General features: G+C 70.3%; 12 protein-coding genes and 2 pseudogenes. 4 read left to right on the forward strand and 10 right to left on the reverse strand.

Annotated elements, in window-relative coordinates; translation table 11 throughout:
* Positions 1-125, reverse strand: a pseudogene (locus G6018_RS17220) (mycofactocin biosynthesis chaperone MftB); the annotation flags it as partial.
* 1 nt (position 126) lies between these two features.
* A complete protein-coding gene (mftA, locus tag G6018_RS00490; protein ID WP_067716580.1) occupies positions 127-213 on the reverse strand; it encodes a mycofactocin precursor MftA in 87 nt (28 codons plus the stop codon).
* Positions 214-350: 137 nt separating this feature from the next.
* Between mftA and mftR the strand changes: the two genes are divergently transcribed.
* Positions 351-941, forward strand: a complete 591-nt coding sequence (gene mftR / locus G6018_RS00495; protein WP_182638450.1) for a mycofactocin system transcriptional regulator — start codon at positions 351-353, stop codon at positions 939-941.
* A gap of 94 nt (positions 942-1,035) precedes the next feature.
* Complete coding sequence (locus tag G6018_RS00500; RefSeq protein ID WP_182638451.1) at positions 1,036-1,542, forward strand: hotdog fold domain-containing protein; 507 nt, start codon at positions 1,036-1,038, stop codon at positions 1,540-1,542.
* 14 nt (positions 1,543-1,556) lie between these two features.
* On the opposite strand, the gene G6018_RS00505 is transcribed toward G6018_RS00500, so the two are convergent.
* Positions 1,557-2,369 carry an ABC transporter permease gene (locus G6018_RS00505; RefSeq protein WP_241731124.1) on the reverse strand — a complete coding sequence of 271 codons (813 nt, stop codon included), beginning with the start codon at positions 2,367-2,369 and terminating at the stop codon, positions 1,557-1,559.
* Between the two features lie 50 nt (positions 2,370-2,419).
* Positions 2,420-3,427 (reverse strand): ATP-binding cassette domain-containing protein, encoded by a 1,008-nt coding sequence (locus tag G6018_RS00510; protein WP_182638453.1) that lies wholly within the window; start codon positions 3,425-3,427, stop codon positions 2,420-2,422.
* 200 nt (positions 3,428-3,627) lie between these two features.
* Between G6018_RS00510 and G6018_RS00515 the strand changes: the two genes are divergently transcribed.
* Positions 3,628-4,449 (forward strand): CoA ester lyase, encoded by an 822-nt coding sequence (locus tag G6018_RS00515; protein WP_182638456.1) that lies wholly within the window; start codon positions 3,628-3,630, stop codon positions 4,447-4,449.
* A 22-nt stretch (positions 4,450-4,471) separates the two neighbouring features.
* On the opposite strand, the pseudogene G6018_RS17225 reads toward G6018_RS00515, so the two are convergent.
* From G6018_RS17225 to eccCa, 6 genes and pseudogenes are all read right to left on the reverse strand, one after another.
* A pseudogene (locus tag G6018_RS17225) lies at positions 4,472-4,658 on the reverse strand (sulfurtransferase); the annotation flags it as partial.
* A 22-nt stretch (positions 4,659-4,680) separates the two neighbouring features.
* The gene (locus G6018_RS00520; RefSeq protein WP_179525892.1) at positions 4,681-6,039 is read right to left on the reverse strand and encodes an NAD-dependent succinate-semialdehyde dehydrogenase; all 1,359 of its coding nucleotides are present in this window, start codon (positions 6,037-6,039) and stop codon (positions 4,681-4,683) included.
* Positions 6,040-6,232: 193 nt separating this feature from the next.
* On the reverse strand, positions 6,233-6,526 hold the full coding sequence (locus tag G6018_RS00525) for a WXG100 family type VII secretion target (RefSeq protein ID WP_182616040.1): 294 nt from the start codon (positions 6,524-6,526) through the stop codon (positions 6,233-6,235).
* A gap of 28 nt (positions 6,527-6,554) precedes the next feature.
* Positions 6,555-6,875 (reverse strand): WXG100 family type VII secretion target, encoded by a 321-nt coding sequence (locus tag G6018_RS00530; RefSeq protein WP_179525894.1) that lies wholly within the window; start codon positions 6,873-6,875, stop codon positions 6,555-6,557.
* Between the two features lie 111 nt (positions 6,876-6,986).
* Positions 6,987-7,796 carry a hypothetical protein gene (locus tag G6018_RS00535; RefSeq protein ID WP_179525895.1) on the reverse strand — a complete coding sequence of 270 codons (810 nt, stop codon included), beginning with the start codon at positions 7,794-7,796 and terminating at the stop codon, positions 6,987-6,989.
* Positions 7,797-7,801: 5 nt separating this feature from the next.
* The gene (gene eccCa, locus G6018_RS00540) at positions 7,802-11,803 is read right to left on the reverse strand and encodes a type VII secretion protein EccCa (protein WP_182638454.1); all 4,002 of its coding nucleotides are present in this window, start codon (positions 11,801-11,803) and stop codon (positions 7,802-7,804) included.
* Positions 11,804-12,023: 220 nt separating this feature from the next.
* Between eccCa and G6018_RS00545 the strand changes: the two genes are divergently transcribed.
* A partial coding sequence (locus G6018_RS00545) for an EsaB/YukD family protein (protein ID WP_182638455.1) occupies positions 12,024-12,494 on the forward strand: 471 nt, incomplete at its 3' end.

Raw genomic sequence — 12,494 nt, forward strand, 5'->3', positions numbered from 1 at the left:
AGCAGGGCCCCGAACGGCTCGGGACGCAGCGCCACTCCGGGGTGCAGGCGCCAGCCGGCGTCGAGATCGAAGGCCGCGGGCGCGGCGTCCTGTCCGGCGCCGGCCGGCGCTGCTGCGGAGGTCATGTCAGTAGACCCCACACATACCGTCGATCGAGACCTCCTCGATGAGGGCCTCCTCCAGCACTACCTCGGTGTTCTGGGTGTTCTCCACGGCGGTTCCTCTCGTCAACGCGGTTGGGTTCCTCACCACTCCAGGTGAGACCTGCATCATATTGGCACCTAGTGCCAATTGCAATGGTCAATGCACGGTCCGCGTCCGGGATGGCTCTAGGCTTGTCGATCATGGGAATGACGGAGTCTGACGACAGTCGCGTCCCCGGGCGACGACCGTCCACGACGCGCGCCTCGATCGTGGCGGTGGCGTTGAGGCTGTTCGCGCGCCAGGGATACGACGCGACCAGCGTCGACGAGATCGCCGAGGCCGCACACATCTCCCGGCGGACCCTCTTCCGGTACTTCCCGGGGAAGGCGGCGATCGCGTGGGGCGAGTTCGACGTGCAGATGGACGGGATGCGGCGACAGCTGGCCGAGATCCCCGGCTCGACCCCGCTCCGGGACGCGCTGGCGGACTCGCTCGTCGCGTTCAACACCTTCCCGGACTCCGAGACCCAGGTGCACCGCCTGCGGATGGGACTACTGCTCGGGGTGGACGAACTCCAGGCCCATTCGACGCTGATGTACGCGGACTGGCGGAGGACCGTCGCGGAGTTCGTGGCCGCGCGTCGCGGGGAGACCGTGCACGATCTGATCCCGGCCGCCACGGCTCACGCCGCGCTCGGGATCGCCCTCTCGGCGTACCGGCGCTGGGTCGACGAGCCCGACGCCGACCAGGCCCGGCTCCACGAACTCCTCAGGCAGGGGACGTGCATCCTGGCCTGAGGCGGCGGGCCGGGCGGTGGGCACCGCGGTGCGTCCGGTAGCGCATCCGGTGGTGCACGACATCCGGAACCTACCGGGGAGTAACATCTGCCGGATGACCGACACCACGCCCGTCCGGCCCGCACCCACCCAGACGTTCCTCCTCTGGCAGAAGGCGAGCCGGCTGCCCTTCGGCTCGCGCCTGTTCAGCGCGGCCGTCAGCCTCAAGGCCCCCTACTTCCGCACGGTTCTCCCGCACGTGGTGGACGTGCGGCCGGGACGGTGCGAGGTGCGCGGCCCAGGCTGGTGGGGCAACCGCAACCACATCGGCACCTTTCACGTGATCGCCGCCCTGAACCTGGCCGAGATGGCGATGGGGGTGCTCGCCGAGGCCACCGTGCCGGCCACCCACCGGTGGATCCCCGTGGGCATGAACGTGCGCTACCCGGCCAAGTCGACCGGCGGCCTGACCGTCACCGCCGAGTGGACCGAACTCCCCGACTTCTCGGCCATCACCAGCGGCCAGGACATCGACGTCCCGTTGCGCTTCGTCGACGACGCCGGCGTCGAACCGGTGGTCGGGTCCATCACCATCCGGGTCTCCCCCAAGAAGAAGGCCTGACGGCCGCCGGCGCGTCAGTCGCGGGTCCGGGCGTCGAAGGCCTTGACGGCGATCGGGGCGATGATCACCGTCAGCCCGACGATCCACAGCAGTGACGCCAGCACCGGGTGCTGCAGCGGCAGCGCGGCATCCGGACCCACCGCGGGCGCGTTGCCCCAGAGCTCGCGCATCGCCTGGACGACCGAGGCCAGCGGGTTCCACTCGGCGACCGGCCGCAGCCACGACGGCATCGACTCCGGGGGCGCGAAGGTGTTGGCGAGGAACGTGATGGGGAAGATCGTGGTGAACATGACACCGTTGACCGCCTCGATGGTCTTGAGCCGGGAGCCCACGACGATCCCGATCCAGATCATGACGAACCCGAAGCCCAGCAGGATGAGGTAGCCCAGCACGGCGTCGACGATCCCGCTCCGGATCCGCCACCCCACGACGAGACCCGTCAGCGACATCACGACCACGCCGATGGAGGAGTGGATGAGGCTGGACGCGCTGCGCGCGATGAGAATCGACGCACGCTGGATGGGCAGGGTCCGGAAGCGGTCGATGATCCCCTTGTTGAGGTCGTTGCACAGCCCCGCGGCCACGACGAACGAGGAGAACGCCATGGTCTGCGCCATGATCCCGGGGAGCAGCCACTCCCGGTAGTTCACGCCGCCGGCCACCGCGATCGCGCCGCCGAAGACGAAGGCGAACAGCAGGACGAACATCACCGGCTGGATGGTGACGTCCGCCAGGTTCTCCGGCTGGCGGCGGATGTGGAAGAGGTTGCGGCGCACCAGCGCGGAGATCTGCCGGCTCAGCGGCGGACCCTCGTGACGGACCGGCATCGCGAACCGCTCGTGGGCGGCCGAGGTGTGGGTGGGGTCGGCGACGGTGCTCATACCCGGTTCTCCTGTCCGATGATGTCGGCGTCCACGGTGTCCGCGGTGTCCTCGGCCCTGTGTCCGGTGAGGGACAGGAAGACGTCGTCCAGACTGGGGCGCTGCAGGCCGATGTCGTCGAGTTCGATCCCGGCGTCGGTGAACGCGGTGGCGATCCCCGCCAGCGCCGAGACGCCCTCCGACGGCGCGGTGAGCCGGCGCGCGTCGCGGTCGACGTGCAGTTCCCCGATCCGGCCGTCGAGGACGCGGACGGCCTCGTCGACGTCGTCCGGCCTCGAGACGGTGATGACCAGGCTGGCCGCACCGGAGCGGTCCTTGAGCTCGAGCGGGGTGCCCTCGGCGATGACGCTGCCGTGATCGATGACGATCACCCGGTCGGCCAACTGATCGGCCTCGTCGAGGTACTGGGTGGTGAGCAACAACGTGGTGCCGTCCCGGACCAGGTCGCGCAGGACGTCCCAGAGTTCGTTGCGCGACCGGGGGTCGAGACCGGTGGTCGGCTCGTCCAGGAACAGCACGGGCGGGGCCGCGACGAGGCTGGCCGCCAGATCGAGCCGGCGCCGCATGCCCCCGGAGTAGCTCTTGGCGACCTTGGTCGCGGCGTCGGCGAGCGAGAACTTCTCCAGCAGCTCGTCGGCGCGCGACTTGACCATCTTCTTGGGCAGGCCGTAGAGGTCCCCGATGAGGCGGAGGTTCTCGCGTCCGGTGAGCAACTCGTCGACGGTGGCCGCCTGCGCGGTCAGCCCCATGGCCTTGCGCACCTCGGCCGGTGCACCCATGACGTCGTGTCCGGCGACGCGCGCGGTGCCGGAGGTGGGCGGGCTCAGCGTCGTCATCATGCGGATGGTGGTGGTCTTGCCGGACCCGTTGGGCCCCAGCAGCCCGAGGACCGATCCGGTGGGGACGGAGAAGGAGATGTCATCGACGGCGGTGAAGTCACCGAACTTTTTGACGAGGTGTTCCGCCTCGATCGCCGGGGCGTCGGACGCCAGTCTGGTACTCACTCGCCAAAGAGTGCCGCGCCGGGAAACGGTAGTCAATACACGGGTCCGCCAATGAGGACCGATCGCGTCCTATGGCTTGCTGGTCACCGTGTGGAACCCCGCGACCCGGGCCACGTATCGTGGGGAGGTTGCCGCGCGACCTCCCGCGTTCCGCGGCCAGCCGTCTCTCGAACAAAGGATGACCGGTACCCATGAACCCCATGTCGACCATCCCGCCGACGATCGCCCGTTCGTGGCTACTCCTGCCTGCCGACAAGTCCGATCGCTTCGACGCGGCCGTGAACTCCGAGATGGACGTCGTCGTCCTGGACGTCGAGGACGGGTGCCGCCAGTCGGAGAAGGAACGCGCTCGTCGTGAGGTCCGCCAGTGGCTCGAGGCCGGCAACCACGCGTGGGTCCGGATCAACGACGTCCGCTCCCCCGAGTGGGAGAAGGACCTCATGGCCCTGGGCCACTGCCCCGGCCTCGACGGCGTGATGCTGGCCAAGACCGAGAACCCGGAGCACGTCTCGCTGACGGCCGCCCGGTTGGCCGCGGACACACCGATCGTCGCGCTGGTGGAGTCCGCCGACGGTCTGGCCGCCGCCACGGAGATCGCCAAGACCGACCAGGTGGTGCGCCTGGCGTTCGGCATCGGTGACTACCGCCGTGACACCGGGATCGGGTCCTCGCAGATCGCCATGGCCTACACCCGCTCGCAGTTCGTGGTGTCCAGCCGGGTCGCGCGCGTGGCTCCGCCGATCGACGGGCCCACCATCTCCAACGACACCCAGGTCCTCATGGACGCCGCCGAGCACGCGGTCGAGATGGGCATGACCGGCAAGCTGTGCCTGCGGGTGGACCAGGCCCCGTACATCAACGAGGTCCTGTCCCCCTCGGCCGCCGACGTCTCGTGGGCCGAGTCAGTGATCGACGAACTGGGGCCCGGCGGCGAGCGGTGCCGCGACGGCGCGGACCTTCCGCGGCTGGCCCGCGCGCAGAAGATCGCGCACCTCGCGCAGGCCTACGCCGTCGCGCGCTGACCCGCCTCGGGGGCGAGTCAGCTCAACGGGGCGAGTCGCCGGTGACAAGCGGCAGTTCCGGATCGCCGGCCCAGGCGGTCATGGAGCCGTCGTACACCGCGACGTCCTCCCGGCCGACGAGCGCCAGAGCGTGCGCGACCCCGGTCGCCGCAGTAGGTCACGACGGTCCGGTCGTCGAGCAGGCCCGCGGCCTCGAACTCGCGGCGAAGCTAACGCGTCGCTGCACTGAGGTCAGTGGACCCGCTGCAGCCGTACGTTGACGAACTCGCCGAGGCCCCAGCGGCCCAGCTCGCGGCCGTAGCCCGAGCGCTTGACGCCGCCGAAGGGCAGGCCGGCCATGGTGGTGCCGTGCTCGTTGACGTAGGCCATCCCGACCTCGAGCTTCTCGGCCACCTCGGAGGCCTTGTCGGTGTCGGCCCCCCACACCGAGCCGGACAGGCCGAAGGGCGTGTCGTTGGCGACGCGCACGGCCTCGTCGACGGAGTCGTAGCCGTACACCATGGCGACGGGGCCGAAGATCTCCTCGGTGTAGGCGTCCATCTCCGGGGTGATGCCGGTGAGGACGGTGGGCTCCATGAACGCACCCGGTCGATCGATCGCGCGGCCTCCGGTCACGAGGGTCGCGCCCTGCTCGACGGCGCGCTCGACCTGCTCGACCACCCCGTCGCGGGCGTCCTCCGAGGACAGCGGTCCGAGCCCGGTTCCCTCGTCGGCCGCGGGGCCGACCTTGGTCCCCTCGTACAGGTCGCGGAGCTTGCCCACGAAGTCGTCCTTCATGTCCGCCGGAACGAACATCCGCTTGGGCGAGTTGCATGCCTGGCCGCAGTTCGACAGCCGCGCCTTGCCGACGGTCTCGACCAGCTCGTCCAGGTCGTCGGTGTCCAGGACGATGAGCGGGTCCGAGCCGCCCAGTTCGAGAACGCTGGTGGTGAGGTTCTCCCCCGCCACCTTGGCCACGGCGGCGCCGGCGCCCTCGCTGCCGGTGAGCGAGACGCCCTTGATCCTGGGGTCGGCGATCATCTCGGCGACCGTGTCGCTGGAGGCGTAGACGTTGACGTACGCGTTCTCCGGAAGCCCGGCCGCGCGCTGCACCTTCTCTATTGCCGCGGAGGAGCGCGCGCAGATGCTGGCGTGCTTGAGCACGATGGTGTTGCCCAGGAGCAGGTTGGGGGCCGCGAACCGGGCCACCTGGTAGTAGGGGTAGTTCCACGGCATCACGCCGACCAGGGGTCCGACCGGTTCGTGGGTCACGCGATTCAGGCGGGCGCCCGGCACGTCCAGCGTCTCGGGCTCCAGCAGCGCGGGGCCGTGCTCGCCGTACCAGCGGTAGATCGAGGCGGCGAGCTTGACCTCCCCCTGCGCCTGGTCGGGCAGTTTGCCCATCTCGGTGGTGATGGCCTTGGCGAGCTCGTCGGCGTGCTCGTCGAAGGCGTCCGCGATCGCCAGGAGGATCCGCGCCCGCTCCGCGACGTCGGTGGCGCGCCAGGAGGTGAACCCCTCGGTGACGGTGGACAGGATCCCGTCGACGTCGTCGGTCTGGTCGTACTGGCTGTCGGTCGTTCCCGTTGACGGATCGTGGGTGACGTACATGTGGGTCCTCCCGTGGTTCGCGTCCGCCGGGTGATCGACCCGGCTCTACGTCCGACGGTAGGACAGCCTTGCCTCGCCTGCATCCGGTCGGGGGGTGCGGCGGCCGCGCGGAGCCCGGTCATCACACCGACGGTGACCGAGACTCCGCGCCGCTGTGCCTCCACTCAGGGTGAGGCCACTCGGATAGGGGCCGTCATGCCCATCCCTGGGCGGCGCGACGGTCGGCATCCGCCATACCCTGGTTTCCCTGACTCGCTGCCCGCGAGATCTCCGCGAGCATCGCCTGCAGGGCGGCGGCGGCCTGGTCCCAGTCGTTCTGGTGGGCCTGATAGGCGACAGCGGCGTCGCCCTCCCATTCGGCGACGAGCGGTGCGAGGTACGCCCTGAGATCGTCGAGGGTGGTGCGCAGCGCCGTTGACGCCGAACCGACCTGGCCGACGAGCGCCTCGATCGGGCCGTGGTTATAGGTGATCTGTCCTGAGGTCATGAGAATTCTCCCGACTGGAGGTGGGTGGTCAGATGTTCAGAGGGCCGGAGGCGCCGACCCGGCTGATCGCCTGCGCGGAGTCCTGATCGGCGGCCTCGAACGACGTGCTGTTGGTCCGCATGGTCTCCGAGATTCCCGCCAGGGCGGTGTTGAGCTTGGTGCTCTGCTGCTGCCACTCCGCCATGATCGTCGCGAACCGGGCCTGGGCCGCACCCCGCCACACCGACCCTCCGAGCTGCGACACCGAATCCCGGACGTTCCCGAGCAGTCGATCGATCTCAGTGTTCACGTCGTCGACCCGTCTGGCCGCGGTGTCCATGGTCCCGATGTGGGTGTTGAAACCGGCCATCTCGTCCTCCCCTTTGTGGTCCTGCGGCCCCTTCCTGGGTCCGTCACAGTGTTCGACGTCCCCGGGGCCGGGTTCGGTTCCATCCGCCACGACGACCACCCGGAGGGCGACTCAGACTCCCTCGTGTAGCCGGAGAGCGGCCTCGACCGGAGCGAGATCCGGAACGACGAAGGAGAGCAACCGCGCCTGATCGCAGGCGTCCACCACCCGCTCGGCGTTGCGTCCGCGGGCCAGGATCTCGGTGGAGCCGGTGCCCGCCTCCCGCCGCCCACGCCGTAGCGCGGTCACCGCCTCGAGCACACGGGGCACCTCGTCGTCGCGCATCGAATCCCGGCACGGATCCCACCGGTGGACGATGGTCCGGTCGATCAGGGTCAGCTCCCCCCGCGTGCGTTCGACGAGGCTCACAGTGGTCCTCGCGGCGCAGGCCTCCACGCACACCGCCCAGCGGGCCGAGGATGAGGGCAGCGCCTCGGCGGTCACCAGCGCCGCGCGGACGATGTGGGGTGACACACCCAGGCCCTCCGCAGCGGATGCCAATCGGGCGGAGCGGGTGTTGCCCCACCCACTGGGAACGATGAGCACCACTCCGTCTCCGTCCCCCGCCGCGCCCCACCGCAGGGCCCGGGAGACCGGAGCCGCCAGGAGTTCCTCCACGGGGACGGAGAGCCCGGCCACGTCGGTGCGATCCCGGTGAGCGCCTGCCAGCGGGTCCGGCAGACAACGGTCCGGGTGCCGGAGGGCGACGGAGTCGACCCGCTCGGAGCACTCGATCCGATCGCCCCCGGGTGGTAGCGCGGAACCGTCTGCACCTGCGAGGACGGAGGTGGGCGCGACCGCCGGGGAGAGAACGGTCGACGCCGACGCCGACGCCACCGACAGTCCGGAACAGGAGAGATCGACCGCGATGGTCGCGCCCACGGGGGTCACGGTTCCGCGAGTGCGGTCTGCACCAGTCGGACGCCCCCGCTGCGGGTGACGAGCCTGCCCCGACCCGCCGGCAGGTGGGTGGGACGTACTCCTCCGAGAAGGGGGCCCTCCTCGCGGCTCCCGGACATGATGAGGCCGGCGCCGCCCAGGTCCCGGATCCCTCCCACGAGACCGTCGTACAGCGCGCGCGAGGAACCCGCGGTCCTCCGCGCGAGAACCACGGAGAACCCGATGTCGCGGGCGTGCGGGAGGAATCGGGTCAGCGCGGACAGCGGGTTCCCCGCACCGGTGATGACGAGGTCGAGGTCGTCGACGATCAGGTGGATTCGCGGACCGTTCCACCACGAGCGGGCGCGTAGTTGCTCCGGCGTGATCCCGACGCCGGGCATCCGGCCCTCGAGGATCTGGACCAGGTGATCGACCATCGGCACCAGCGCCGTCTCGGTGGCGGCGTATCCCGCGAGATGATCGCCCTCGATCTCGCCCAGCATGGTGCGGCGGTAGTCCACCACGATGACCTTCGCCGCCTGTGGGCTGTTGCCGGCGACCAGCCCCCGGGTGACGGCCCGGAGAACAGAGGTCTTGCCGCATTCCGAATCGCCGAGCACCAGCATCAGCGGGTCCGCCTCGAGGTCCGCGTAGACGACCTTGAGGTCGGATTCGTCCACACCGAGAGGCACCCGCGTCCGTGTGCCGTCCGGACCCGGGCGCGCCAGACCCGCGAGTTGGGCGTACGGCAGGACCTCCGGGAGCATTCTGACCGGCGCCGCGTTGACGGGGCCCACCAGGGCCCGCCACCGCTGCGCCAGGTGCCGGGAGGCCGAGACGGTGGCGTCGGCGATGCCATCCGGGTCGACGAGTCCGTCGAGCCGGGGTTGGTAGACGAGCATGTGGTGGCGTTCGCGGGTCAACCCCCGGCCGGGAGAGGCGGGGACGGTCATCGCCGCCCGGCGGTCGATCATCGAATCCGTGGGATCACCCAGCCGGAGTTCGACACGGGTACCGAGCGCGTCCCGCAGCGCCGGCCGGAGGTCGGCCCAGCGGGCTGCGGACAGGACGACGTGGACGCCGTAGGACAGGCCGTCCGCGGCGAGCCCCACCACGAGCTGTTCCAGGTCCTCGACCTCGGTCCGGAACGCCTGCCAGCCATCGATCACCAAGAGGATCTCGGGATACTCGGCGATCGACCGACCGTCGCGCCCGATCAGCCGGCGGCGGGCGTGGTCGACGGACGTCACTCCCTCGTCGCGGAACGCCGCCTCCCGGCGCTTGAGTTCGACGCCAACCTCCGCGACCGTTCGACGGATCTTCTCGTCCTCGCCGCGCCTGGCGACACCACCGACATGGGGGAGCTCGGCGACCGACTGGAGAAGCCCGCCACCGAGGTCCACGACGTATACCGAGAGCCGGTCGGGTCCGGTGGTCGCCGCGGCGGCCAGCACCAGGGTGCACAGGGTGGTCGACTTGCCCGACCTCGTCCCGCCCACCACCGCGACGTTGCCGTCCGCCCCGGAGAGGTCCACGACCCAGGAGGCTCGACGCTGTTCGAACGGCAGGTCGACCTCGGCGATCGGGAAGCGCAGGCTCGGCGGGCTCTCGTCGCTGGACACCGTCGGTTCTGTTCCGACCGCCGTGTCCAGGGCTGCGCCGGCCCCCAGAGGCGGGAGCCAGACCTCGTGTGCGGGTCTTCCGTGACCGGCGAGCCGACCGACGAGGACGTCCAGCAGACTCGTCTCCTCATCCCGGTCGTCGGGGACTGGCGCGTCGCGTCGGACGGCGGCCGCCGATGGGGCGGGAGCGGCCACCGGCATGTACCAGGACGTGAACGGACGCACTGTGGCGCGGGCGACCGGGACGGCGACAGAGGAGCCGTCACGTCGACGATCCTCTCGATGGGGCCCCGAGACGTAGGCGGCGTCGAATCGCACCGGCTCGCCGGAATCGACCTTCAGAAAGCCCGCGCCCGGCGTGGCGGGCAGGTGATAGGCGTCGGTCACACCCAGGACGGTGCGGGACTCGGTCGCGGAGAACGTCTTGAGGGCGATCCGGTAGGACAGGTGACTGTCGAGACCGCGCAATCGTCCCTCCTCGAGCCGTTGAGACGCCAACAGCAGATGGATGTGCAGACTGCGCCCGAGACGCCCGATGGTGAGGAACAGTTCCGCGAACTCCGGCTTGGAGGACAACAGCTCGGAGAACTCGTCGACGACGATCACCAGTGCCGGCAGGGGATCGAGCTGCGCTCCCCTCGCCCGCGCCGCCTCGTAGTCGCCCACACCCGCGTAGTTGCCCGCGGCGCGGAGCACCTCCTGTCGCCGGTTCAGTTCGCCCTCGAGCGCATCCCGCATCCGGTCGACCATGGTGATCTCGGACTGGAGGTTGGTGATCACGGCTGACACGTGGGACAGCGACTCGAGTCCGAGGAACGTGGCCCCGCCCTTGAAGTCCACCAGCACCAGGTTGAGCGCGTCCGGGTCGTGCGTGGCGACCAGACCCAGGACGAGGGTGCGCAGGAACTCGGACTTCCCGGACCCTGTCGCGCCGACACACAGGCCGTGCGGGCCCATTCCGCCGTGCGCGGCCTCCTTGAGGTCCAGCTCCACGGGGGCTCCATCCGGGCTCACCCCCACCGGGACGCGCAGGCGGTCGCGTTCGCCGCGACGTCGCCACGCCACCGCCGGGTCGACGCGGGTGGCCATCCCGATCCCCAGCAGGTCGGGCAGACCGGGGACCCGCCTGGTGGAAGTGGAGCCGTCGGCGTGTGTCACGGTGTCGGCGGGTCGGTAGCGGGCGAGTGCCATGGCGAGCCGCTCCGCTTCCGGAAGGCTCATGGAATCGGCCCTCGCGATGTCCTCCTCCCCCGATTCGGTGTGTACCGACGCCCTGCCGTCGTCGTCGAGCCGGATACACAACCCGAGACGGGTCGCGAGGTCGCGCAGCTGCCCGGCGCGACTGCCGGAGACCTCGAGAACGGTCACGCCGTCCAGTCCGTCCTCGGCCACCAGACGCTCGGCGCCGGTGACTCCCACGCCATCCACGATGACGACGAGATGAGGCACCTCCCGACCGTCCCTCGCGTTCGTCCCGAAAGCGGGCCGCACCGCGATGTCCTCGGAGAGCATCGACTCGACCCCGGCGAGTGAGAACTCGGTGAGTCGCACCCGTCCGCCGCCGTCCGTGTACGTCGGGTGTTCGTGGTGAGGGAGCCACTTGAGCCATTCCCAGGCCCGGCGGGCGTTCCCCTCGCTCGCGGCGACCGCCACGCGGACCCGGTCGGGACCGTGGGAGACGACGAGTCCTGCCAGTGCCGCTCTGACCGCAGATCTCGCCACGTCCACATCACCGTCCAGGGAGACCGCGGCGAACGCCCGCAACTCCAGCGCCACAGGCAGGTCGTCCACCACCGAGTGGACTCTCACGAAGCGCCTCATGCTCACGACCGAGACGGGCTCCAGATCGTCGACCGGACCGGTGTCGGGGGCGGACAACCGGGTCGCCAGGGACTGCCGCCCGGGGCCCAGTCGTACTGTGAGGTACTCCGCGTCGCCCTCCTCCCGCTCCCACATCCGTGGCGTTCCGACCAGCGCGGGCAGCTCCACCGGGTCGGGGTGTCGCCACAGTGCGGCCGCCCGCTGCGCGACCACGGTCTCGTGGACGGTCTCCCGGGTCTGACCCAGGTAGCGGAGGTAGTCCTTCCGCAGTTCGTCGGTCTCACCGGTCTTGTTGCCACCGGACAGGCTGCCGGCGAGCATTCCGACAGCGGAGACGGCCATCATCACGGGGAAGAGCATGAACATCGGGTTGCGCATCATCCCCGTACGCATCATCACCACGACCATCCCGACCACGGCGACGACGAGGACGACGGGGAGAACGATCTGCACCAGTGGCCTGGGAGTCGGCCGGGGCAGTCCCGGAGGGGCCTGGAGGGTGAGCTCACCGGTCGACACCTCCGGGGCCTCGAGCCGCTCGCCGCGGGTGAAGACCACGTCGCCCATCCGCGCCCGCCTCCTCGTCCAGTTCCTGCCGCCCGGTCCCCGACGACCCGTTCCTCGTCCGAAACCGGAGGAGGGGCCCCCACGGGAGCATCCCGCCGTCGACAATGGTCGCCGTGTCGAAGCGCGATGTTAGGGCAGTGCACGTCGTGACGGGGACGTCAACCGACCAGGGTGGCACCGCCGGCGACCGGGTGGGCAGGGACGAGTGGGAGGACAGGGCGTGACGGGGCGGGACGAGCCCGGGGGCGTCGCTTCGGGCGTCGAGCCGCTCGACCAGCGTCGGGTGTCGATCGTCTGCCGAACGACACGAGTGGATCTGAGTCTGCCGGCCCATCTCGAGCTCGTCGCCGTGATCCCCGAGATCGTGGACCTGGTCCGCGATCGGATCCGGGCGGCCGCGGGGCCCGCCTCGAGTGTGGACGTCGACGCCCGGATGGGTGGGCACGCGAGCGGGTCATGGCAGCTGTCGAGGTTGGCGGGTGGACCACTGGCCGTCTCCGAGACACTCGCGCAACAACGTGTGCACGACGGAGAGATCCTCGTGCTGGACCACCGGCCCGTGCCCACTCCGGCGCCGCTGTTCGACGACGTGCTGCAGGGGCTCACCGATCCGGACGTGGCGCGCTCCTCCGTCTGGAGTCGCCGCGACGCCGTCGACACGGCCACCGCGACGACTGCGGTGGCCGTGGTG

The organism is Dietzia sp. DQ11-44, from assembly GCF_014145205.1.
Lineage (GTDB): Bacteria > Actinomycetota > Actinomycetes > Mycobacteriales > Mycobacteriaceae > Dietzia > Dietzia natronolimnaea.